At 45.2% G+C, this 22532-nt stretch carries 22 protein-coding genes; 18 read left to right on the top strand and 4 right to left on the bottom strand.

All coding sequences use genetic code 11. From position 1 onward, the window contains the following. The first annotated feature begins 52 nt into the window (after nt 1-52). The 3 genes from C0638_RS22335 (at nt 53) to C0638_RS22320 (ending at nt 2963) form a co-directional block, all read left to right on the top strand. Complete coding sequence (locus C0638_RS22335; protein WP_025679065.1) at nt 53-727, top strand: response regulator transcription factor; 675 nt, start codon at nt 53-55, stop codon at nt 725-727. Beyond that, on the top strand, nt 724-1848 hold the full coding sequence (locus C0638_RS22330; protein ID WP_058710463.1) for a sensor histidine kinase: 1125 nt from the start codon (nt 724-726) through the stop codon (nt 1846-1848). The genes C0638_RS22335 and C0638_RS22330 overlap by 4 nt, the downstream gene beginning before the upstream one ends. A gap of 542 nt (nt 1849-2390) precedes the next feature. Continuing rightward, nucleotides 2391-2963 (top strand): DinB family protein, encoded by a 573-nt coding sequence (locus tag C0638_RS22320; protein ID WP_102163803.1) that lies wholly within the window; start codon nt 2391-2393, stop codon nt 2961-2963. Between the two features lie 278 nt (nt 2964-3241). Here C0638_RS22320 and C0638_RS22315 read toward each other — a convergent pair whose 3' ends face one another. Then, nucleotides 3242-4111: a DUF421 domain-containing protein gene (locus C0638_RS22315; protein WP_025679071.1), complete on the bottom strand. Its 870-nt coding sequence runs from the start codon at nt 4109-4111 to the stop codon at nt 3242-3244. A 272-nt stretch (nt 4112-4383) separates the two neighbouring features. Between C0638_RS22315 and C0638_RS22310 the strand changes: the two genes are divergently transcribed. The 11 genes from C0638_RS22310 to C0638_RS22260 all read left to right on the top strand — a co-directional run bounded on the left by C0638_RS22310 (nt 4384) and on the right by C0638_RS22260 (nt 14264). Further along, nucleotides 4384-4653 carry a glutaredoxin family protein gene (locus C0638_RS22310; RefSeq protein ID WP_025679072.1) on the top strand — a complete coding sequence of 90 codons (270 nt, stop codon included), beginning with the start codon at nt 4384-4386 and terminating at the stop codon, nt 4651-4653. Nucleotides 4654-4681: 28 nt separating this feature from the next. Continuing rightward, nucleotides 4682-6022 (top strand): LLM class flavin-dependent oxidoreductase, encoded by a 1341-nt coding sequence (locus tag C0638_RS22305; protein ID WP_102163801.1) that lies wholly within the window; start codon nt 4682-4684, stop codon nt 6020-6022. 17 nt (nt 6023-6039) lie between these two features. After that, nucleotides 6040-6570 carry an NADPH-dependent FMN reductase gene (ssuE, locus tag C0638_RS22300; protein WP_013370897.1) on the top strand — a complete coding sequence of 177 codons (531 nt, stop codon included), beginning with the start codon at nt 6040-6042 and terminating at the stop codon, nt 6568-6570. A gap of 107 nt (nt 6571-6677) precedes the next feature. Further along, nucleotides 6678-7568: a LysR family transcriptional regulator gene (locus C0638_RS22295; RefSeq protein WP_040101478.1), complete on the top strand. Its 891-nt coding sequence runs from the start codon at nt 6678-6680 to the stop codon at nt 7566-7568. Between the two features lie 160 nt (nt 7569-7728). Beyond that, on the top strand, nt 7729-8580 hold the full coding sequence (locus C0638_RS22290) for a transporter substrate-binding domain-containing protein (RefSeq protein WP_040101477.1): 852 nt from the start codon (nt 7729-7731) through the stop codon (nt 8578-8580). A gap of 76 nt (nt 8581-8656) precedes the next feature. Further along, complete coding sequence (locus C0638_RS22285; RefSeq protein ID WP_040101476.1) at nt 8657-9436, top strand: amino acid ABC transporter permease; 780 nt, start codon at nt 8657-8659, stop codon at nt 9434-9436. After that, on the top strand, nt 9433-10143 hold the full coding sequence (locus C0638_RS22280; protein WP_058710459.1) for an amino acid ABC transporter permease: 711 nt from the start codon (nt 9433-9435) through the stop codon (nt 10141-10143). Before C0638_RS22285 ends, C0638_RS22280 begins: the two co-directional genes overlap by 4 nt. Next, a complete protein-coding gene (locus tag C0638_RS22275) occupies nt 10140-10892 on the top strand; it encodes an amino acid ABC transporter ATP-binding protein (protein ID WP_013370902.1) in 753 nt (250 codons plus the stop codon). The genes C0638_RS22280 and C0638_RS22275 overlap by 4 nt, the downstream gene beginning before the upstream one ends. A gap of 15 nt (nt 10893-10907) precedes the next feature. Next, nucleotides 10908-11924 (top strand): LLM class flavin-dependent oxidoreductase, encoded by a 1017-nt coding sequence (locus C0638_RS22270; protein WP_013370903.1) that lies wholly within the window; start codon nt 10908-10910, stop codon nt 11922-11924. 56 nt (nt 11925-11980) lie between these two features. Beyond that, complete coding sequence (locus C0638_RS22265; protein WP_040101474.1) at nt 11981-13138, top strand: amidohydrolase; 1158 nt, start codon at nt 11981-11983, stop codon at nt 13136-13138. 190 nt (nt 13139-13328) lie between these two features. Continuing rightward, nucleotides 13329-14264: a hypothetical protein gene (locus tag C0638_RS22260; RefSeq protein WP_040103738.1), complete on the top strand. Its 936-nt coding sequence runs from the start codon at nt 13329-13331 to the stop codon at nt 14262-14264. A gap of 104 nt (nt 14265-14368) precedes the next feature. Here the strand turns inward: C0638_RS22260 and C0638_RS22255 are convergent, their stop codons facing one another. From C0638_RS22255 to C0638_RS22245, 3 genes are all read right to left on the bottom strand, one after another. Continuing rightward, the gene (locus C0638_RS22255) at nt 14369-15703 is read right to left on the bottom strand and encodes an ISL3 family transposase (RefSeq protein WP_040101473.1); all 1335 of its coding nucleotides are present in this window, start codon (nt 15701-15703) and stop codon (nt 14369-14371) included. A gap of 19 nt (nt 15704-15722) precedes the next feature. Then, nucleotides 15723-16904 carry an MFS transporter gene (locus tag C0638_RS22250; RefSeq protein WP_058710458.1) on the bottom strand — a complete coding sequence of 394 codons (1182 nt, stop codon included), beginning with the start codon at nt 16902-16904 and terminating at the stop codon, nt 15723-15725. Nucleotides 16905-16977: 73 nt separating this feature from the next. Further along, the gene (locus C0638_RS22245) at nt 16978-17268 is read right to left on the bottom strand and encodes an ArsR/SmtB family transcription factor (protein WP_058710457.1); all 291 of its coding nucleotides are present in this window, start codon (nt 17266-17268) and stop codon (nt 16978-16980) included. 279 nt (nt 17269-17547) lie between these two features. Between C0638_RS22245 and C0638_RS22240 the strand changes: the two genes are divergently transcribed. From C0638_RS22240 to opp4C, 4 genes are all read left to right on the top strand, one after another. Beyond that, on the top strand, nt 17548-18483 hold the full coding sequence (locus C0638_RS22240) for an ArsR family transcriptional regulator (protein ID WP_040101471.1): 936 nt from the start codon (nt 17548-17550) through the stop codon (nt 18481-18483). A 311-nt stretch (nt 18484-18794) separates the two neighbouring features. Then, entirely contained in the window at nt 18795-20519 is a 1725-nt protein-coding gene (locus tag C0638_RS22235; RefSeq protein ID WP_040101470.1) for an ABC transporter substrate-binding protein, read from the top strand. Between the two features lie 107 nt (nt 20520-20626). Continuing rightward, nucleotides 20627-21580 carry an ABC transporter permease gene (locus tag C0638_RS22230; protein ID WP_040101469.1) on the top strand — a complete coding sequence of 318 codons (954 nt, stop codon included), beginning with the start codon at nt 20627-20629 and terminating at the stop codon, nt 21578-21580. A 15-nt stretch (nt 21581-21595) separates the two neighbouring features. Further along, nucleotides 21596-22522 carry an oligopeptide ABC transporter permease gene (opp4C, locus tag C0638_RS22225; protein ID WP_040101468.1) on the top strand — a complete coding sequence of 309 codons (927 nt, stop codon included), beginning with the start codon at nt 21596-21598 and terminating at the stop codon, nt 22520-22522. The last annotated feature ends 10 nt before the right edge of the window (nt 22523-22532 follow it).

Below are 22532 nucleotides of genomic sequence, written 5' to 3'. Positions count from 1 at the left end.
TGACGAGGATGAGAGATTCAAGGCAGAGTTAGTCTGTAGTTAGGGGGTTAAAATGACACGTGTATTAGTGGTTGATGATGACCCGCATATTCGTGAACTCGTCGGACACTTTCTGAGACTGGAAGGTCTGGAAGTCGTCGAGGCGGTGGATGGTTTGGACGCTATGCGCTTGTTTGATGAAACTAAGGTCGATTTGCTTGTCCTCGATATCATGATGCCAGGGATGGATGGCTGGGAGCTGTGCCGTAAGCTGCGCGAGCAGACCGACCTGCCGCTGCTGATGCTTACTGCCAAAGGCGAGACGTCACAGATTGTAAAAGGCTTCGCGCTTGGAACGGACGATTATCTTGTTAAGCCCTTCGATCCTATGGTGCTTGTTGCACGCGTAAAGGCTTTACTAAAACGCTATCGGATCATGGCTTCAAAATCGGTGACTGTCGGAGATCTTGTCCTGCGCAGCGATACATTTGAGTGTCAGGCTGGAGAGCAGGGAATTACCCTGCCACGCAAGGAATTTGAACTGCTCTTCAAGCTGGCCAGCTATCCTGGCAAAACCTTTACACGCGACCATTTGATCGAACAGATCTGGGGTTATGATTACGAGGGAGACGAAAGAACGGTTGATGTGCATATCAAGCGCCTTCGGGAACGATTTCCGGAGGCAACCCAATCCTTTGCGATCCGTACGATCCGGGGATTGGGGTATCGGCTGGAGATAAGGCAATGAAGCGGGAACCGGGGTTCCTTCGTATCCTTGCAAGATTCATGCTCGTGTTATTGGTGCTGTATCTTAGCTGGACTGCTGCGTATTTTATTACGGCGGTGATCTATTCACGCTTGTCATGGACTCCGCATGAATTGTTCGTCTATCTTATTAATGCGACACTTGGCTTTTTCTTTTTCGGTATAATTAGTATGACTGTGAGGCGCTTTATCCAGCCTAGAGAACAGCATTTTTTTACCGAAATGATCGATGCTTTAAAGCGAATTTCAGAAGGGGATTTTCACATAAATCTGGGATGGAACTTTGGCACGAGAAACGGAAACCATGATAGGACACATCCTTATGTACAGCTGGTGGACAGCATTAATGATATGGCGGCAAATCTGAAGGTCATGGAAGAACTGCGGGAGGCGTTTATTTCAAACGTATCCCATGAAATTGGCTCGCCCCTGACCTCAATCATTGGTTTTGCTAAGGCGCTCAAGGACGATAATCTGGATCGGGAGCAGCGGGACCGATATTTGACGATTATTGAGACAGAGTGTATTCGTCTATCCAAGCTAAGCGATAATCTGATGAAGCTGGCGGTGCTGGATTCGGAGCGGCATCCGTTTCATCCGTCCTCTTATCGGCTGAACAAGCAACTGATCTCGCTTATCCTCGCCTGCGAACCGCAATGGGAGGCTAAACAAATTGACATGATTGTGGACACCCATAACGTTGAGGTCAACGCGGACGAGGATCTAATGGGCCAGGTGTGGGTGAATCTCCTTCACAATGCTATTAAATTCACCCCACAGGGTGGAAGCATATCTGTTTCTCTTTCAAGTAATGGTAATCAGGCAGTTGTCTGCATTACTGATACAGGACCGGGTATCAATGAACAGGATCAACAGCGCATTTTCGAACGATTTTATAAAGCAGACAAGTCACGAACCCGAACCGCAGGAGGTAGCGGCTTGGGACTTTCCATCGCCCATAAAATAACGGAGATGCATAGCGGCTCTATTTCTGTGTCCAGCAAGGTGGGGGAAGGAACGGCGTTTACAGTATTGCTGCCTCTGCAAGAGGAAACAGTAAAGGGGAACAGCAACCATGAAATGAGCGGAAATAGTGGTGATTAACCGGGCTATTGCTGACACTGGTTATGCAAGCGTTGATATAGGTTCGACACAGGCGAAAGAAGTTCATCATGATTTATACAACGGTGGGTTTAGACTACAAGCGCTCGGTACAATTACCTACAGCATGGCTGGTACTACTAAACAACAGCTTACGAGTTCATTTGGGAGAATGATTTAAGAAGAAATATGGGACTCCTTACCTTGTTGGGTCATATTAATCTGTAAAAAAATCAAGAAGACGTTTCTGGTACATCTGGAAACGTCTTCTTGATTTTTCATTTTCCAAATCCATTGGCTAAGTGTATGACGTTTAGGAAAGAGTCAGATGTTAGCGAATAATAATGTTTTAGACTAAACAATAAAGAACTAGACTGAGATCAATAAAGTTATAGACTGGCGCACTGGCGACGGCGGCCGGTGCAATTAGAAAATATAGTTTTAGACTGGAAAATAAAGTATAAAAGATATAAGCTACAAATATGCTTTATTCTTGAGCCCTCTCATATGATGAGAGTAATTCAGTATTCGAGGAGATGATCTTGATGAACAAGAACATAGGGATTAAGGATATTTTGGTAAGGTTCGACGAGATTTCGAAGCATTATGTTCGGGAGCTGGACAAGTATAGTCTGGCGGAACTGTGTCGCAAGCCAAGCGAGAACGAATGGTCGCTTGGGCAAATGTACCTGCATCTGCCCCATTCCACGCTGAACTTGCAGCTCCGTCTTGCGGAGCAGTGCATGGCGCTCGGTGGCGGCAGCGAGGAGGGCGGCGGGAAGACGGAGGCCGGTCATGCCGTGTTTGAGCAAGGGAGCTTCCCACCGATTCGCATTCAGGTACCTGCCGACTTGCAACATACGCCTCCTCAGCCAGAGAGCAAGGAGCAGCTTGTCGCCAAGCTGGAGGAAGCAAGGCGCCGCATGCATGAGATTGGGGCGTCGCTACAGAACATAGACCCAGAGCGGCTGCAGCGAAAGGCGACTCATCCGGCCGTAGCCTTCGGCGCGTTAAACGCGGTCGAATGGTTCACGATGGTGGAGATGCATTACCGTCATCATCTTCTTCAAAAGGAGCGGCTGGACGCTTTCTTACAAACTGCAGAGTTATTAGACTAACGGGACACGAAAGTTGAATGTTGACCACAACAGCGGCCAGTCTAGGATTTTATTTTCGCGTCCTTATCTGCCGCTGTTGCATTTGTCGGTCAGTCTAAAACATATTTCTCAAAAGATGACGACCTTTGAAGTGGACAATCGCGTAAAATCAGCAACTCCAGTCTACAACTTTATTTTCTTCGAACATCAGAGCCTTTACGTCGCTATGTTTGTTTCAGCAAATTTGATAGAAAGCAGGGGTGTTTCTGGAGTTTATTCTTACGGGCCATTCGTATGTGTCAGGAATTAGATGTATTTATCGGTTTCATCTCTTGAATAGCTTCTTTCAAACTTTGTGAGCATTGCTCGTATAGCTGTTTTCTTTGCTGCTCACTGGAACCAGATGCTAGCTTTTGCAGTTCTGTAGTGCATTGTTCCAAAAGAGTCAGTACAGCTTGATTAGAGTCTTGTACCTTGGACTGTTGTACATTATCACTATATTGGTCAATATATAGTTCTCCTTGCGTGTCCACCTGGGCAAAAAACACATCTTTGACCGTCAAACTCTTTTCCTTTAGCTTGGCATCCAGCCATTGCTGAGTAATCCCCATATATGCCATTTGTTGTTCCATGAGTTGTCCGTCCATAATGACAGCTGTGGGTTCCTTCTCCGGTAATTGCAGCATATTCAGATCCTTAAGCGTCACAGGCTGCTTGTCTTTGGTTAACAGCACATTGACTTCGCCACTAGTTTCCATAAGAGCAAATTCTACATCAGCTACTTTGAACACATTCTTACTTCGTAGCTGCTCCATCAATTCATCTAGGGTAAGTCGTTCCTTTCTCAGATTATCCTCTAAAATTTTGCCGTCTTTGATTAGAACTGTCGTCTTTCCATCTGATAAATCCCTGACTTTCTTGCTTTTAATTTGCAAAAATTCAATGCAAAGTGTTGTCAGTACCCATACGGCTAACGATACGGTACCCAAGTACCAGGAGGATTCGCGTTCCAAAGGTATAGAAGCAGCCAAGTTACCGATGGTGATTCCGGTTATATATTCGAACAAGGAAAGCTGTGATACCTGACGTTTTCCGAGAATCTTGGTAATCACAAAAAGAATAACGATGGCTAATAACGTACGTAAAGCTACAATGGTCCATTCCTGCATTTGTTCAACCTCATTTCATTTCGCCACAAGGGCGCTACTATTCCAAGGATGTCCGCGCCAAGTCCCATTTAAACTCCAATTTATCTAAATTTAAATATACAGGCTGTCACCAAACCGATTAAATACAATATAAAATTAAAATTTTCTATCGTTCAATTACCATTGTCTATTACACAAGCGATTGACGGAAAAGAGGGAGCAGGATACATTATAGATATAATTCTTATTTAATTCATCGGGATTATAAACATTAAACTCACGGAGGTATGTATATGTCGTCCAAACCTAAAGTTGTAGTGTGGAGCAAAACCGGCTGTCATTTTTGTGGAGAGATCAAATCGTACCTGAAATCCCAAAATCAGCCGTATGAAAATATCCAGGTGGACGGAAATGATGCACTGCGTGATGTGTTGGAGACCAAATATGGTATTCGTTATGTTCCTGTCGTAGAGATAGGTGGAGATAACAAATATGAAGCACTTCTTAACCCGGATCTGGAAGAGCTGGGTAAAGTGCTGGAAAGTTATAATCAAGCGGTATAACAATTATATTCAAGAGAGGTGGAAGAGCATGGCTAAGAATAGACAAATTAAATTGGGTGCGATTATTCACGGTGTTGGGGGAAGCATGACGACTTGGCGTCACCCTGATGTACCTGCGGATGCAAGTGTTAATTTTGATTTTTATAAAACGCAGGCACAAAAGGCAGAGGAAGGGAAGTTTGATCTCGTATTTATCGCAGACGGTCTGTTTATTAACGAAAAATCCATTCCTCACTTTCTGAACCGTTTTGAGCCAATTACGATTTTGTCTGCTTTGGCTGGGGTGACGAAGCATATCGGATTAGTTGGCACATTGTCGACTTCCTATAGCGAACCGTTCACGGTAGCACGCCAGTTTTCTTCCATTGATCATATTAGCGGAGGTCGTGCAGGCTGGAATGTGGTGACTTCCCCGCTGGAAGGTTCTGCTCTTAACTTTAACAAAGGTGAGCATCCATCGCATCCACAGCGCTATAAAATTGCCGAAGAATATTTGCAGGTTACTAAAGGACTGTGGGACTCGTGGGAAGAGGATGCGTTCGTTCGTGATAAGGAAGCCGGCGTATTCTTTGATCCCGACAAGCTGCACACACTGAACCACAAAGGTGAGTTTTTCTCTGTGCAGGGTCCGCTAAACATTGGACGATCCAAGCAGGGACAGCCGGTTATTTTCCAGGCAGGTTCCTCAGAAGATGGCAAAAACCTGGCTGCCAAGGAAGCGGATGCCGTATTTACAGGACATGAAACATTGGAGGAAGCACAGCAGTTTTACCGTGATGTGAAGGAACGTGCAGTACGCTATGGCAGAGCGGAAGAGGATATTGTCATTTTGCCGGGCATTTCGCCGATTATTGGCAGCACGCCAGAGGAAGCGGAACGTAAGTATGAGGAGATTACCAATTTAGTAACGATTGAGGCTGCGTTAAAATATTTGGGGCGTTTCTTCGATCATCATGATTTCTCACAATATCCGCTGGATGAGCCATTCCCTGAGCTTGATGGTATTGGCAGTAATTCATTCCGCAGCGGTACAGATAAAATCAAACGAACAGCCAAGGAACAGAATTTGACGCTGCGTGACGTTGCGCTACGTGCAGCTACGCCGAGAACCTCTTTTATCGGAACTGCTGAGCAGGTGGCAGATCGAGTGCAAGAGTGGTTTGAAAGAAAAGGGGCAGACGGATTCATTATCGGTTCCGATGTGCCAACGGGCCTGCATGATTTCGTAAATCTAGTTGTGCCTATTTTGCAGGAGCGTGGCATTTATCGTCAGGATTATGAATTTAACACACTACGTGAAAACCTGGGTGTGCCTATTCCTGAGAATCGTTATACAGCAGCCAGATCCAAAGTGAAAGTTGACGCATAACAGAAGGAGGGAAAGAGATGTCCAAGGTTGTCATCCTATCGGGCAGTCCGTCTACACAATCCCGTTTATACGGTTTGATTCACTATACAACTGAGCAGTTGCGAGAGGCTGGAGCGGAGGTTACATTACTGAATGTGGTCGACTTGCCCGCTGAGGATTTGATCAAAGCTAACTTTAATAGTCCCGACGTCACAGCAGCGCTTGCGTTGATTGCAGCAGCGGATGCCGTCATTGTGGCTTCGCCAGTATATAAAGCGGCCTATTCAGGGCTATTGAAAATATTTCTGGATCTGGTTCCGCAGGAGGGACTGAGAGGGAAACCTGTCTTGCCTTTATTTATCGGCGGTACACTGGCCCATCTGCTGGTCATTGACTATGCCCTGAAGCCGGTTCTAAGCGCACTGGGGGGAAGACATATTCTTGGTGGGGTGTATGCAGTGGATCAGTGGGTCGAGCGCCTGCCGGGTGGAGCATATGGGTTGTCCGAAGAGTTGATTGTACGATTGGAACGTTCTGTTAAAGAACTCAATGAGCTATTGAAGTTATAGATATTTTCAATATTTCCATTGACAGGTCGTTCAGTGAGTTTTATGATACAAAAAACCAAGTTAACTCATTGGATAAATGTATATAAAACTTACTGGGGGACTTGCGTATGAATATCGAGAATATTGAAGCCTTTGTATACGTGAATCATTATGGAAGCTTTAACAAGGCGGCAGAAGCATTGTTCTTGTCACAGCCCTCTGTCACAGCCCGGATTCAGACGCTGGAACGCGAGCTTGAGTGTAAGTTATTCGACCGCCAAAGCAAACAAACGATTCTGACGGAGGATGGACGAAAGTTCCTTCCTTATGCGGAGCAGATGCTGCAAGTGCTGCAAAAAGGGAAGCAAAAGCTTCAACAGCGCAAGAAAGCCCCTCAGCAAATTCGAATTGGCTGCACGATATCGGTGTCGAACTATATCATTCCTGAAATACTAAAGCAGCTTCGTGCTCGCTATCCGGAGGTTAACTACAAAATTGTGACCGCTACGACGGATCAACTGCTACATAAGCTGTTGAACCGTGAGGTAGACATTAGTTTTGTCCGTAAAGTGATGCATCCGGCTATTCGTACGCTTGCCTTTTATGAAGATCCGATTTCCCTGTATGTATATGAAGGCCACCCGTTTACGAAGACAGGAAAGGCCAGCATACAGGATATCCAGCGTGAAACCCTGGTATTTTTTGAATGCGGCTCATTAGATTGGATGAGGATTCATCGATCTTTTGAATCACTGGAGCAGCCACCGGATATTGCTTTTCAGGTAGACAATGTGGTCACGGCCAAAAAGCTGGTATTGCAAGAAGCGGGCATTGCCTTTTTGCCGGATGTCTGTGTGAACCGTGAAGTGAAGGATCAGAAGCTGTTCCGTGTTCATGTTCCGGAGGTGGCTGGGGTATCTATGCAGATTAGCATAATCGCAACCAAAGAAGACTGCGCAGTGTCCTCCGATTTTGCAGATGCACTGACAGAAGGCTTCAGGGAGTCTGTTTTGTTATAGAAAAGTCCTATAGGTTGGTGGATTGACGTATTGGATTACAGGTGTTAAATTAATCACATCTTAAAACCAATTAAGTTTATAGGAATTGTTAATTATTAAATGTTATAGCTACCATGTATGTCGCAAACTGCTGATATGCAAAGAGATGAGGGGGATTCATATGAAAAAGTGGTTTGCAATATTGTCTGTTATGGCAATCATTCTGGTGTTGGCAGGCTGCGGCTCCTCAGATGACACGTCTAGTGCGTCAGGTTCAAGCGGAGACGTGAAGAAAATTATTGTAGGCACAGGCACTCAATTTAAAAATGTATGCTTTATTGACGAAAACGGAAATTTAACAGGCTTTGACGTTGAGCTGATTAAGGAGCTGGACAAGCGCCTACCTCAATACGAGTTTGAATTCAAAACGATGGATTTTGGAAATTTGCTGCTCAGTCTCGATGCCGGCAAGATTGATCTGGTATCGCATCAAATGGAAAAAAACCCGGAACGCGAAGCCAAGTATCTGTTCAACAAAAATCCGTATAGCATTTTTCTAAACAGAGTAGCTGTAGCGAAGGATAATAATAGCATTCATTCCATTGATGATTTGAAAGGGAAAAAGGTACTTACCAGTCCAACCAGTAATGCGGCGTATGTGCTGAAAGAATATAACAAAACCCACGGAGATGCTCTGAATATCGTGTATACGAGTGGTGCAGCCAATGATACGGTGCAACAAATTACGAGCGGCCGTATAGATGCTACCGTTACGACAGACTTTGCGAACCGTTTTAACACCGATGAAAAAGGAGAAGTAGCTCTGAAAACCGTTGGTGATCCTTTGACTCAATCAGATGTACTGTATGTACTGAACAAAAATGAGCAAGGATTGGCGGATGACCTGGACAAAGCCATTCAGGAAGTGAAGGACGACGGTACGCTGTCGAAGCTGAGCATTAAATGGCTTGGAGAGGATTTCACGAAGTCCCTGGAGGATGTGAAAAAAGAGAGTACCAGCAGTAAGAAGTAAGGATAGACTTGGACATTTCAGCGGTCAGGGTACTTTATGTATTCTGACCGCTGATGTATAGAAAGGAGGCAGGCATATGAGCAGAGAGTTCAATATTGATTATGTTTTTAGCTTTATCCCGAAAATGCTGTCCTATTTGCACATCACCTTGTTTATTGTAGCAAGCTCGCTTGTGTTGGGACTGATCATTGGTCTGTTGGTTGCGCTGCCTCGCATGTATAACATTCCATTTCTCAAACGTGTTTCTCAGGTGTATGTTTCCTTTTTCCGTGGGACCCCGATTCTAATTCAATTGTTTCTGGTGTATTACGGCCTGCCAGAGCTACTAAAGCTGGTGGATATCAATTCCTCCAGATGGGATGTGTTGTGGTTTGCCGTAGCGACCTACGCGCTCAATAGTGGAGCCTTTATTTCCGAAATTATCAGGTCTGGCGTAGGTGCTGTAGATCGGGGACAAATCGAGGCTGCACAGTCAGTCGGCATGTCAGGCTATCAAACTTTTACACGTATCATCTTGCCGCAAGCGTTGGCTGTAGTGGTTCCGGTATTTTCCAATCTAGTCATTGGCAATCTGAAGGATACTTCGCTGGCGTTTACGATCGGTGCGATGGAGATGACAGGAAAATCGCAAACATTGGGTTCGGCTACCCAGCATTTTGTGGAAACGTATATCGCGTTGTCCCTTATCTATCTAGTGATCAGTCTAATTTTACAAAAATTATTCAAAGTGCTGGAAAATACACTTCTCCGGCATGAGCATAGAGATTCAGTACAGAAAGAGCCCGCCAAACGAAAAGGTTTTGTGGTGCGTTACCTGAGAAGTCCTCGTCTGAGTAAAGGAGGTAAAGGCATATGAGTCTGGACTTTGGATTTGTATACACCGCCTTTTTAGGATTGTTCTCCGCGTTGCCCAACACTTTAATCATTACAGTGGTTTCCGTGCTGGCAGGGTTGGTCATCGGGATTATAACGGCGTTGGCACGAATTTATAACGTTCCTGTGCTGTCCCAGATCTCTCACGGTTACGTTACTTTTATCCGAGGTACACCGATGCTGATGCATCTGCTGCTTATTTATTTCAGTTTGCCTTTGTTGATTGATGCAGGAACGAAGCATTTCGGATGGTCACAGCAATCCAAAGACGTTCCTTATATGGTATTTGCACTCATTTCGTTCTCCATTACCAGTGGCGCCTATATGTCTGAGGTCGTCCGTTCTGGAATCCAGTCGGTCAACAAGGGGCAGATTGAGGCGGCTTATGCGGTTGGTATGACGACATGGCAAGTATTGAGACGCATTGTATTTCCGCAGGCATTCGTGGTGAGTTTGCCGAACCTGACGAATTCTGTTATTGGGATGCTGCATGGTTCTACCTTGGCCTTCACCGTTTCGGTCACAGAAATACAGGCTCAGGCTGAAATTCTGGCATCCACAAACTGGAAATATTTAGAGGTGTATATTGCGGCAGCTCTGCTATTTTGGGGATTGACGGTATTGATTGAGCGAATATCCGGCTTTGTGGAGAAAAAAATCAATGTATTTAATGGAGGTCGAGCATCATGATCCGTCTGCAAAATATTACAAAGTCGTTCGGCAAACATGAAGTGCTCAAAGGCATTGATTTGACCGTGAACAAAGGCGAGGTCGTCGTTATTTTAGGACCAAGCGGTTCAGGAAAAACAACCTTGCTACGCTGCATTAATTATCTGGAAAAGCCGAATGACGGAGAAGTCAGCATTGGAGATTTTACCTTGAATTGCAAGCGACCTGCGAAGAAGGATGTTGTGGCCTTGCGTAAAAAGACGGCTATGGTCTTCCAGCAATATAATTTGTTCAAGCATAAAACCGCGCTGGAAAATGTCATGGAGGGACTTGTCGTTGTCCGCAAGTTTAAGCAGGAGGAAGCGAAAAAAATCAGTGTTGAAGTGCTGGAAAAGGTTGGCCTCGGCGAAAAACTGAATCATTATCCGAGCCAGCTATCCGGTGGGCAGCAGCAGCGTGTCGGCATAGCGCGTGCTTTGGCGCTGAACCCGGAGGTGATTTTATTCGACGAGCCGACTTCGGCGCTGGACCCTGAGCTGGTGGGTGAGGTGCTGTCGGTAATCCGTAAGATTGCGAAGGAAGGCATAACCATGATTGTCGTGACACATGAAATGGGCTTTGCGCGCGATGTTTCAAACCATGTGGTATTTATGGATGGCGGTCATATTATCGAGGAGGGCACACCAGACGCCATTTTTAACCACCCCCAAGAGGAGCGTACCCAACAATTCCTGAAACGAATTACACCAGAATATAACTATTCAATTTAGACGGGAGAGGGAGACATGAGCATTAAAATCGGAGTGTTGGATCAAAGCCCTATACACGAGGGTGAAACGGCGGCACAGGCCCTTCGTAACACGATTAAGCTGGCGCAGCGTGTAGAAGAATTGGGATTCACGCGCTTTTGGGTATCAGAGCATCATGATTCCGAGCAGGTTGCAGGCTCATCGCCAGAGGTACTCATTTCCCATCTGTTGGCACGCACCGAGCGTATTAGAGTCGGGTCTGGTGGGGTGATGCTTCAGCATTACAGCCCATATAAAGTGGCTGAAAACTTTAATGTGCTAGCCTCTCTTGCACCGGGTCGTGTAGATTTGGGCATCGGACGTGCGCCAGGCGGGTTGCCAAAATCCACACAGGCGTTACAACGCAACGTGCATGATGCACCTTCTCTCGAAGAGAAAATTGATGAAGTAAGTCGCTATATTCATAATATCCCGCCTGAAGAAGGACCGCTGGCCGGATTACAGGCGAATCCGATTCCGGAAACACCAGCAGAGATTTATGTTTTGGGTACAAGTACAGACAGTGCTGGAATTGCTGCGCGTTTGGGGTTACCCTATGTTTTTTCGCAATTTATTAATAGTAGTGAGCAGGTTGCACTGGATTCATTCCGTACGTATCGGGAGTCTTTCGATTACAGTTATGGACGTGAGCCGAAGGCACTTTTTGCGCTATCGGTTATTGTGGCAGACACTTCCGAAGAAGCAGCGGAGTTGGCAGGTGAGCAGAAGCTGTACAAGATTCACCTGGCCAGTGGCAAAACGGCTACGGTGGGTGCGCTGGAAAGTGCAGAGGAATTCGGTAAGCAATCGGGTGAAGAATATACAATTGAAGTTACACAAGCACAAATTAACAAAGGAAATAAAGATGAAATCTATGCTGTGCTGACGGAAATTCAAGCGAAGTATCAAGCAGATGAGCTGATTGTAACGACAGGCATACGGGATATCGACAAGCGTGTGCGCTCATTCGAGTTGTTGCATGAAGCTTTTGCCGGGTTGCCTGTGCAGTCCTAGATACTATTGACATAAGAAAGTTGTAACCAATATGGATTCACCAAGGAGGAGTAGGGATGAGTGGATCAACCGGGACGAAGGAGCAGGTTTTGGAGCAGAAGTTGGTAGAAATTCGCCGTCATCTGCACCGTTATCCCGAGCTGTCTAACGAGGAGGTTGAAACTACCGCCTATATTCGCCGCCTGCTCGAAGAACAGAATATAACTATTCTGGATGTGCCGCTGCGTACCGGATTGGTAGCGGAAATCGGCGGACAGCAGGACGGTCCAACTGTCGCGCTTCGTGCAGACATTGATGCACTGCCCATCCAGGAGGAGACGGGATTGCCTTATGCTTCGATATATCCTGGCAAGATGCATGCCTGCGGGCATGATTTTCATACGGCATCCCTGTTAGGTGCAGCCGTATTGCTGAAGCAGCGGGAGCAGAAGCTGAAGGGGACGGTTCGACTGGTGTTCCAGCCAGCCGAAGAGAAAGCCAAAGGCGCTGCCCAAGTGCTGGACAGCGGTGCGTTAGCAGGGGTGCAGGCCATTTTCGGCCTGCATAACAAGCCAGACCTGCCCGTAGGCACGGTCGGCATCAAAGAAGGTCCGCTAATGGCAGCGGCAGACGGATTTTACATCGAGGTGGAGGGTTTGAGCACACATGCGGCAGTGCCGCATGCAGGGATTGACCCCATCGTGGTATCGTCACATATCATTACGGCGCTGCAATCCATTGTGAGTCGGAGCGTTAATCCGCTCGACAGCGCAGTCATCAGTGTCACGAAGCTGCACAGTGGCAACGCCTGGAATATTATTCCAGACCGCGCCCATTTGGATGGAACAATCCGCACCTTTGACGAGAATGTTCGAGCCCAGGTGGCTGAACGCTTTGAGCAGATCGTCAAGGGCGTAGCTGATGCTTTTGGTACGAAAGCGAACATCCGCTGGATTGAGGGTCCGCCACCTGTGCTGAACGACAGTAAGTTGGCTGTGATCGCGGAGCAGGCGGCCGAAGCAGTCGGTCTGGAGGTCGTTCGCCCCATACCTTCCTCGGCAAGCGAGGACTTTGGGCTTTATCAGAAGAACATCCCCGGTGTGTTTGTCTTTGTCGGCACTGCGGGAAGCCAGGAATGGCATCATCCTTCCTTTGATTTGGACGAACGCGCACTGCCGGGAACAGCGAAGCTGTTGGCTTCACTGGCTGAATTGGCATTGAAATCCATAGAGTAGGAACCCGATCCTACTCTATGGAGCTGATCCCCTCTCTATTAAGAGGGGATCTTTTTGTTTGACGGTATATTATTCCAATGATAATATAAAATTGTTATTTAATTCAAAATTTAGAGTGGGTGTAGGTGAGAGAACAAACGTTGTCATTTTAAGTGTGCTCGTAAAAATAACAGGTACGGAGGTTGAAAAAATGCCGAAGAAAAAAGGAATGATCAGGACTTCTTTTTCATTGGTAATGGCTGCTTCTTTACTGGTTGGCGGGGCTAATGTCGGTTTAGCAGCCTCAGATTTGGAAAGCACTTCGAATACAGAAACAATGAGTAATAGCTTGGCTGCCGCTGAACTACCTGCTAAATTTAAGCCTTCGGTAGAATGGGTTTGGAAGAATAGGATGGTCAAAGAAGGCTCAACCAACCGTAAAAACTTGATTTTTGATCAAATTTATGCAGGCAAAGGAACACTCAATTATGTAGTTCGCTGGCAATCCTCTAAAAATATCACGCTTCAGCAGCGTAAAGATATGGCTTCCATGCTAAGTCGCCAAATAAATAACTGGAATAAGCAGTTAAAGGGATATGATGGCTGGCCGTATGATCATATTACTGTAAAAATAGTTGGTTGGGCCGTTGCAAATCCGTCGCAGATTCTTAATAAACAATCTAATGAAATCGTTTACACAGATACAATTACCGATGACTTAAGTAAAACAGACCCCAATATTCCTGCTAAACTTCCGGTTGCTCCTAATGCACTATCGAGATTTGAACATTTTATGGACCCTAACTATACTTATCCGGGTGGACTGGACAAGCGGTTTGATATGTACTTATGGGGAACGTCTAATTTTCAGGGTGGAGCCGGCGGTGACTGGGGACAACGTATGCCTGATGATTATATCCTGAACACCTTGAATTCGGATGAAGTACAGATTACAGAGCATGAGATGGGGCATGGATTTGGCTTGCCTGATTTCTACGAAGAGCACGAGCGTCCACCTGGCGGGTTCCCTATGCCTACGATTATGTGGGCCGGAAATTCTCCTAAGATCACCGAGTGGGATACCTGGATGTTGCGTTATACCTGGAGCCAGGTCAAGAAGGACACCTCTCGTTTTCCTATCCGATAAAAGATACGTAGAATAGAAATATAGGTATTCAAAGGTTGTCTCCTGCGATTCTTGGTGGGAGATAACCTTTTTTAGGATATTCGGATTTTATGGTGGAGAAGGGCTTATAGCTGATCCTTCTCCAATTTCTCGATCAAGGTGGAAAAATCGATTCCCAGCAAGATTATTTCTTCTGGCTCACGAACAACTCCAACAGGTGGCATATTAAGCATCGGGAAGTTTCCCTCCCGTAGATCGTAGCTATCAAACCGCCTCTGGTACTTAGGCTTACGTTGCTTTTTAAGTCCCTCTGTAAAGAGTATCTTGGCTCGTAGGGCTTCAAAAGAGTATCCCCTGCCTAAACGATTAATGACTCGAACAAGGCTGTTTAGAGATTCCGTATAAGCGTTTGTAATGCGATGGTCGAAGTAGGCGAATATTTCCTGTTCCCAGTTCTTCATAGCCTTTGTAAGTGGTTCAAAAGCGGATTGCAGTTCAGTTGGTATTTTAACTTTCCATTCGTTGTATTTAAGGAATGCCGTCTGTCTGCTATCACATTCCCAAATATCGAAATATGATTCCTTTAAGTCATAAGCAGTGCCGAGAGAAGGATGATTTTTTGTCCAAAGGTCAAGCGTAATCTTATCCATCTCTGTAAGCTCTATACGGCGTTTTAGGAGGATAAAACGGTCGTGCATCAGCCCGCGGCGCTCTTTTGGCGATAATCCTTCTCGGAGCTGCTTACGAATGGTTTCTAACGCTTGGTTTGCCATACGGACAACGTGAAACTTATCGACGATGATAAGAGCTTTTGGCAATATAGCCCTCACGGCGTCCTTATATGGCTGCCACATATCCATTGTGACGTATCGTATTTGTCCTCGATTTGGAAGGCGTGAGAGGTAGCCTACAACGGTTTCCTTGTTACGATTGGGCAAAACGTCTAACAAAGTATGTTCCTCAATGTTGGTTAAAACGCATCTTGGCTTAATAATGTGTATTTCGTCAATCCCAAGCCAATTAGGAGTTTCAAATCGAAGCGTTTCTTTAAGACGATTAATGTAATCACGAAAGATGTTACGTATCGTTTTTTCATGCAATCCAACATCCTCGGATATGCTGACAAACGTGCGTTTAAGGCTTTGCTTCTCTATATAAGACAATAATCGTTTGGTGCAGTTTCGCTTTTCGTCTATGGTGTGGTCTAAGTGTTCCCAAAAGGTTCGATTGCAGTCTCTACAGCGATACCTCTGACGCTTTAAAAGAAGGCCTACACGCTTGCCGTGAATAGGCAAGTCCATGTAGATCTGTTCCCTGCTATCGTGTTTGTAAAGGTTGGCTATGCATCCACAATGAGGGCAAGCCAAAGGTGGAGAGTTCGTCACCACTTGTATTAGAAAATCAAATTCATTCTCACTGATACTTAGGATGTTGAATTTTGAAAGATTTAGAATATCCATATGAATTTCTTCTATGCATTTATGATGCAAGTTCCTTTTTTGTTTTTGCGTGACTGGTCAAAATACCGCTGAATATAAAAGATAACAACGAACCGGCAAAGCATATAGCCGCAAACATGCCTACGGCGGAAAAACCGTTAAAAGTCGCGTAAATCAGGCCTGCGATCCAAGAACCGAGCGTTGTCGCAGCGTACATGATTGAATTGGCCAAGCTGGAGATCGTGCCGCGGATGGTCGGATTTAATGAATTCAGCATTCCCAATATTAGGGGAAAGGCGATCCCCATGTTAACGAATATGAAAAAGTAAACACTTTCGAAAGCCGCAACCGACGGCAAGAGAGGCAAAACAATAAAACATATGATAGAGACAAGAAAGCCTACAACCAGCGTATTGAAACGGTTTAACGTTTTGATCACATAGGCACCGCCGAAGCTCCCGACTATATTCCCAAGACCAAGAAAAAACATTACGTATCCCGCTTGATCAATTGAAAGGTGAAAGCGATCCGTCACCCATTTTCCAATGAAAGAAAAGGCAGCAAAGAATCCACATTGAAATAAGAAATGAGCGAGGAAAGCCTTTCTCGCCATTCGGCTATTCAATAGTGGGATGTATCTACTGAAAACCGGAGTCTTGGTTTTTTGGCCTTGATTTGGTTTCATTTCGGGCAAAGCATAGAAGATGAATACTGCTACCAATAATGCACATGCACCGATTGTAAAAAAAGGATAATACCAATGGTTTGAGGCAAGCAGACTTCCAATAGGGATGCCGAACGCTTGGGAAGCAGCCAAGCCTGCCATGACGATTCCTGATACTTTGGCGATTTTTGACGTTGGAAACAGAGCAGGGATCGAGGCCCAGACTTGAGGCGCCGTAAATGCTGCGCTGACTCCGGCTAAAAAACGGAAGAAGAACATTGACCAAAAACCTGTGGCAAAGCCGCATAACATGGTTGAAACCGAGAAGCATACCATGCCGGCAAGCATTACTTTTTTGCGGTCCCATCCATCGGAAAGCGGTCCAGCAATCAGTGCAAAAATGGCATAACCTAAAGCATAAGACCCCACCATCCAACCGGAATATTCAGTCGGGATATGAAACAAGCTCTGAAGAGTGGGGATGAGCGGAGAAATCAAAAACGTATCCGTACCGATAACAAACATGATGAGGAAAAATAAAGCAGTTAATTTGATCATTCTAATCACCCTTTTTAGTTAGTTCTATAGTTCAAAGATTATTGAACTAATGAATAAAAAAAAGAATTTCTTTCTACAACGTATCCAGAAATCCAGGTAAGTAAGTTTGAAATGTCTCCAAATCGATGCTCATATACTTCGTTTGAGCTTCTTTTCGTACCTTGATCAATTTCGCCTCCTTTAAAGCACGCAAGTGATACGAAGTATTCGATTTCGTAGTATCGCGAATATGTCCTACTTCTCCACAATTCATTTCCTTCTTGCTGGCGTATAGAGCTCGTATGATGTCCAATCTTGTTTCATCGGCTAACGCCTTAAATATTTTGACTCTGAGCTCGTCATTTATTATTTTTTGAGTAGTCATAAAACCATTGTACTAAGATATCGCTACAAATCAAGCCTTTAGAAAAATACCACCATATTCTCCGATTTTTAAGGCAAATGTTTTGATTTTGTCTCCACCATAAAATCCGAATACCCTTTTTTTGTTTTATGGATAAACAGTTTGACTCTAATGGATCTGGCTTTGGCTTTGCATCAGTAATGTGCTAAATTCTCGTATGAATGAATCACTAAGAATGAACGGATGTACGATAGTATGTATAATGGACATCAGATATGAAAGAAAAGAGGACAGAAAGCGATGAGTCACAACGTGAATGCTCCTTACGATGTACATGTAGCATACGGACCGGTGTTTGAACTGCTCAGCAGCTTACACACTTTTATTTGCCGCAAGGCTTACAAAAAAACTGATTTATCATCCGGGTGGGCGGAACAAGTGCGTGGAACGCTGTCTCCAAGTCTGTCTGCTTTAGTAGGGTCCATGGAAATCAATGCAGATTGGAAGGTTATTTATGGATTTGTCTGTATGCTTTCTGATCAGGGGGGCATTGAAGAGGTCGTAGACCGCTTGGAAAGCCAGACTTTACCGGAATTAAAACAACAGGCATCAGCCTATGGGATTCCGCTGTCTGACGACATAGAGAACCTCCGTAAACTTGCTTTGCAACTGCTATCCGGCTGGAACGAGGAGTATTTTCGTCACGTGGATACAAGGATTCTCAGCGGCTTGAAACTGGAAGCTGAACGCAGAAAGCGGGAGAAGAACGTATATGACTCTATGGAGTGGGTGGATCGTATAACTAATGGATTCCGATTCGAGCCTTCCGCAGGACTAACGCAGGTGTTGCTGGTACCGCAATATCATTTTCAGCCGATGAATATTATTTATCAATTTGGCTCACTTTTGTTATGTCATTATTCAGCAGGAGTATATGTCCAGGAAGATGATTTTTTATCACCACAGGAATATCGCATGATTCGAAGTTTGGGGGAGAAGAGCAGGCTCAAGATTTTAAAATATTTGTACCAGAGCCAATCTCCGCGAACCTTTATTGAGATTGTCCGTCATCTCCAGCTATCCAAGGGAATCACACACGATCATATATTTAAGCTCCGTGCCGCTGGCTTCATTCATGCACATTTTGATGGCGAAACATTGCTCGGCTACAGTGCACGGCTTGCAGCTGTGGATGAGATGCATGGGAGTATCCTTGGCTACATGGAGCGAATATAGAATTAATTATTTGTTTGCCAAGATCCCATCGGGGAGTTTGATCGTTTTTGATTGTGCAGACGATTCATTATATCCATGCTGTAAAAAATAATATAGTAATCAGTAAGAGACTGCCTCTCAATCTACTATTAGGGATTGAGAGGTTTTATTTATATTTGTACATGAATTCGGATCGATGTTTATGAGCAGATTTTTTATATAAAAAAATGCAGTTCTCCCTTTACAGAACCCTAATAAATTCCTATAATGAGGACTATCTTCTTAATCACAACTTGTTCTATCGGAATTTAATAATTTAATTCGGGGGGATTATGTTGAAAAAGAGTATTATTTTACTTAGCAGTCTACTTCTGGCGAGCTCTACCTTGCTGGCGGCTTGCTCCAATGGGGGATCGGATAGCGCCAACAATTCTGCTGCTCAAAACAATGGAGACACACAGACAGTAGCTACAGCGCAGCCATTAACAAGTCTGGTAAAGGCTTCTGATATGTCCAAATTGCCGGAAGTATCCAAAAAAAGAAACGACACCATTATTGTTGGTCTGACTGACCCGGCCGGGGTTTTCACCCCGTATTTTAATCAAAGCGGCTATGACGGCAACGTCATTTCGCAGTTATGGACTCCGCTGGTTACGGTAGACGAGAAGGGACTTCCGCTGCCCAATCTGGCGAAGAGCTGGGATATTTCCAAGGATAATCTAACATATACGTTTCATCTAGTTCCCGGTACTCAATTTAGCGATGGCTCGCCTTTGACAGCAGAGGATGTCGCTTTTACCTGGACGTTGATCTATGACAAAGCTTATCCTGGCGACAGCCAAATTCGGAAGCTGAACATTAAAGGCGGCAGAGCCTACACGGAAGGCAAGGCAAAGCAAATTGATGGAATTAAGGTAATCGATCCACAGACTGTTTCAGTAACATTGGAAAAGCCGAACGCGCTGGCTCTAACCATTCTCGGTGAATATGTGCTGTCCAAAGCTTACTACGGTAAGGATTATAAGTTCGGACAGCTGGATTATTTTAAAAATCTGCATGGTAGCCCATTGGGGAATGGGGCATATAAGCTTGAAAAATTCATTCCGGGGCAAGAAGTTCGTCTGGAGGCGAATGATCACTTTTTTAAAGGCAAGCCGAAAACGAAACACTTCATTTATAAGACAGCGGAAGGTGATGCATGGCAATTCATCGAAACAGGTGATACCGATTTTGCATCCTTCACTGCAACGCAGGAAAATATCGACAAGCTGAAAGGGCTTGGCTTTTTGAATATTCTTCCATATACCCCGAGCACCTACGGATATTTGCAAGTCAATCTGGAAAATGAAAAGCTGAAGGATAAAAAGGTTCGTCAAGCATTGACCTATGGATTGGATCGCAAAAGCATTTATGTTGATGCAGCACAGGGAGCAGGGGCGGTCGCCAACATTCCGGCTTCTCCTATATTCTGGTCATACACGACCGATGGGATCAATCCATACAACTACGACCCGGAGCAAGCAAAAAAGCTGCTAGATGAAGCAGGCTGGGTAGAAGGCAGTGACGGCATACGTGAGAAAAACGGTCAAAAGCTGACCATTCACTTGCTGACCTCCAAACGTCCGGAAACAGATACCTTTATTGCGCTTGCGGCTGAGAACTATAAAGCGATTGGTGTTGACCTGCAACCGGAAATCTTCGCAGATTTTAATGCGATGGTCGCTAAAGTAGAAGGCAAAGATTATGATCTCGCGGCCTTCTCGACAGCCATGCTGACAGACCCATCTGATGGAATTGAGCCATTCGTCAATGGTGAAATCAAGGGATATAACAATCCGAAGCTCAAAGAGCTCTATGAAAAAGGCTTGGCTACGACGAATATAGAAGAACGCAAGAAAATATATAAGGAACTATATGTGCTGCTAAATGATGAACTCCCTGTTATTTTCACCAACTACAAGAAGACAGTATATGCTTACAATGGTCGGATGGAACATGTAAAGGTCAGCCCATTCATTGGCTTGTCTGGTAATCTGTTCGAATGGTCCCTTAAATAAGCCACCTTTGCAGGCCCCTTGTGAAGAACGTCATGTTCGGATCAAGGGGTCTCCCAAATGGAGGATGCGTAATGGGTAGCCCGACCATGAATTGAAAGGAGTCTGTCATGAGCTCGTTTTTAACGAAAAGACTGACGTATATGATTATTATTTTGTTGGCCGCTTCAATGATGATTTTTTTCCTGTATGCCATGACACCGGGGGATTTCATTAGCGGTAATCTGAAGCTATCGCCAGAGAGAAAGGCGGAGCTCAGGGAAATTTACGGGTTGAATAAGCCTATCCTTGAGCGCTACGGAAACTGGCTAGGCAACGCGCTGCATGGTAATTTCGGCTATTCGCTCGCCCAACAGAAACCAGTGCTGACCTTGTTTAATGAATATATCTGGAACTCGTTCTTGTTAGCCATTGTATCGACTTTCCTGACCTGGCTGATTGCGGTCATTATTGGTGTAGTAGCTGCTTACAAGCAGTATTCATGGTTCGATACGTTGGTCATGGTGTTAATTTTTGCCGCGATGTCTGTTCCATCTTTTTTTATTGGACTATATCTAATCAAAATTGCGGCGGTCGATCTGAAGTGGCTGCCACCGGGCGGCATGCTTAATACGGGCAGTAACGCTACAGGCTTGGAGTATGTGAAGGAGGTTCTCCAGCACATGACCTTGCCGGTGATCGTAATGACACTGCTGGGATTGGGTTCGCTGACCCGCTACTTCCGCAGCAATATGATCGACGTGATCCAGCAGGACTATGTCCGCACAGCCCGTGCAAAGGGCTTAAAGGAAAGAAAGGTGCTTTTTACACACGCATTGAGAAATGCATTATTGCCTGCGATTACGCTCGTTGGCTTTGAATTGCCTGCGCTGTTTGGCGGATCTCTGATTATTGAAAAGATTTTTAACTGGCCCGGGATCGGTCAGTTGTACATGCAATCCTTTTCGCTTCGGGATTATCCGCTGCTTATGGGCTTTACGATGTTAATTGCCATATTGAGCGTGATCGGGACGCTGTTATCCGATATTTTGTATCGCATTGCTGACCCGCGTGTGAAAGTGTAGTAAGGGGGCTAAGGAATGTCATCCGTGAGCAGTAATTTGAGCACGAGCAACAGCAGACTGCGCACAACTGCCAAATCTTCAATGTGGCAGCAAGCGCTCCGACAGCTGTTCAGAAACAAGCTTGCTATGACTGGACTGCTTGTTGTGGTATTTATGTTTTTGCTCTGTTTTATCGGTCCGTTATTTTCTCCTTATTCCGATAACAAAACGAACATATTAATAATGAACAAAGCGCCGAATATCCATCACTGGCTAGGAACAGACAAGCTGGGACGGGATGTGCTGACACGTGTGATGCAGGCAGGTCAAATTTCTCTTACTGTAGGTTTGGCTTCTATGGTGTTGTCTGTTTTTTTAGGAGCAACGCTAGGGGTTATATCCGCCTATTTTCGCGGAATTGCGGATCAAATCATTATGCGCATTGCCGATTTGCTGCTGACGATACCCAGTTTACCATTGCTATTTATTATGGGGGCGCTGTTATCTGACTGGAAGGTTCCGCCTGATCAACGGATGTATATCGTCATGTTGATGCTGAGTCTAGTCAACTGGCCGGGGATTGCACGGATGGTGAGAGGTCAGATGCTTAGTTTACGGGAACGTGAATTTATGCAAGCCGCGACGGTGCTAGGACTATCGAATCGCCGAAAGCTCTTTAAGCATCTGCTGCCGAATATTTTGCCATTGCTGATCGTTATCGCTACATTGAACATTGGCGGAGCCATCCTGAGTGAATCTGTACTCAGCTTCTTTGGTCTTGGCGTGCTGCCCACGACACCAACTTGGGGAAATATGATTGATGCCGCCAACAATGTGCTTGATTTTCAGCAACGACCTTGGTTGTGGATACCGCCAGGCCTGTCTATTTTTGCTACAGTCATCGCTATTAATATTTTTGGTGACGGGCTGCGGGATGTACTCGACCCGAAACATAAGAGGTAGGTGATCATGC

It is taken from the genome of Paenibacillus sp. lzh-N1 (assembly GCF_002872435.1).
Taxonomy (GTDB): Bacteria; Bacillota; Bacilli; order Paenibacillales; family Paenibacillaceae; genus Paenibacillus; species Paenibacillus polymyxa_C.
Note: the sequence above shows the minus strand (reverse complement) of the source record. Positions and strands in the feature narration are given on the sequence as shown.

Excerpts from the sequence above, each read along its gene's own strand:
- C0638_RS22335 (WP_025679065.1), top strand. The coding sequence starts at position 53 with ATGACACGTGTATTAGTGGTTGATGATGACCCGCATATTCGTGAACTC.
- C0638_RS22330 (WP_058710463.1), top strand. The coding sequence starts at position 724 with ATGAAGCGGGAACCGGGGTTCCTTCGTATCCTTGCAAGATTCATGCTC.
- C0638_RS22320 (WP_102163803.1), top strand. The coding sequence starts at position 2,391 with ATGAACAAGAACATAGGGATTAAGGATATTTTGGTAAGGTTCGACGAG.
- C0638_RS22315 (WP_025679071.1), bottom strand. The coding sequence starts at position 4,111 with ATGCAGGAATGGACCATTGTAGCTTTACGTACGTTATTAGCCATCGTT.
- C0638_RS22310 (WP_025679072.1), top strand. The coding sequence starts at position 4,384 with ATGTCGTCCAAACCTAAAGTTGTAGTGTGGAGCAAAACCGGCTGTCAT.
- C0638_RS22305 (WP_102163801.1), top strand. The coding sequence starts at position 4,682 with ATGGCTAAGAATAGACAAATTAAATTGGGTGCGATTATTCACGGTGTT.
- ssuE (WP_013370897.1), top strand. The coding sequence starts at position 6,040 with ATGTCCAAGGTTGTCATCCTATCGGGCAGTCCGTCTACACAATCCCGT.
- C0638_RS22295 (WP_040101478.1), top strand. The coding sequence starts at position 6,678 with ATGAATATCGAGAATATTGAAGCCTTTGTATACGTGAATCATTATGGA.
- C0638_RS22290 (WP_040101477.1), top strand. The coding sequence starts at position 7,729 with ATGAAAAAGTGGTTTGCAATATTGTCTGTTATGGCAATCATTCTGGTG.
- C0638_RS22285 (WP_040101476.1), top strand. The coding sequence starts at position 8,657 with ATGAGCAGAGAGTTCAATATTGATTATGTTTTTAGCTTTATCCCGAAA.
- C0638_RS22280 (WP_058710459.1), top strand. The coding sequence starts at position 9,433 with ATGAGTCTGGACTTTGGATTTGTATACACCGCCTTTTTAGGATTGTTC.
- C0638_RS22275 (WP_013370902.1), top strand. The coding sequence starts at position 10,140 with ATGATCCGTCTGCAAAATATTACAAAGTCGTTCGGCAAACATGAAGTG.
- C0638_RS22270 (WP_013370903.1), top strand. The coding sequence starts at position 10,908 with ATGAGCATTAAAATCGGAGTGTTGGATCAAAGCCCTATACACGAGGGT.
- C0638_RS22265 (WP_040101474.1), top strand. The coding sequence starts at position 11,981 with ATGAGTGGATCAACCGGGACGAAGGAGCAGGTTTTGGAGCAGAAGTTG.
- C0638_RS22260 (WP_040103738.1), top strand. The coding sequence starts at position 13,329 with ATGCCGAAGAAAAAAGGAATGATCAGGACTTCTTTTTCATTGGTAATG.
- C0638_RS22255 (WP_040101473.1), bottom strand. The coding sequence starts at position 15,703 with ATGGATATTCTAAATCTTTCAAAATTCAACATCCTAAGTATCAGTGAG.
- C0638_RS22250 (WP_058710458.1), bottom strand. The coding sequence starts at position 16,904 with ATGATCAAATTAACTGCTTTATTTTTCCTCATCATGTTTGTTATCGGT.
- C0638_RS22245 (WP_058710457.1), bottom strand. The coding sequence starts at position 17,268 with ATGACTACTCAAAAAATAATAAATGACGAGCTCAGAGTCAAAATATTT.
- C0638_RS22240 (WP_040101471.1), top strand. The coding sequence starts at position 17,548 with ATGAGTCACAACGTGAATGCTCCTTACGATGTACATGTAGCATACGGA.
- C0638_RS22235 (WP_040101470.1), top strand. The coding sequence starts at position 18,795 with ATGTTGAAAAAGAGTATTATTTTACTTAGCAGTCTACTTCTGGCGAGC.
- C0638_RS22230 (WP_040101469.1), top strand. The coding sequence starts at position 20,627 with ATGAGCTCGTTTTTAACGAAAAGACTGACGTATATGATTATTATTTTG.
- opp4C (WP_040101468.1), top strand. The coding sequence starts at position 21,596 with ATGTCATCCGTGAGCAGTAATTTGAGCACGAGCAACAGCAGACTGCGC.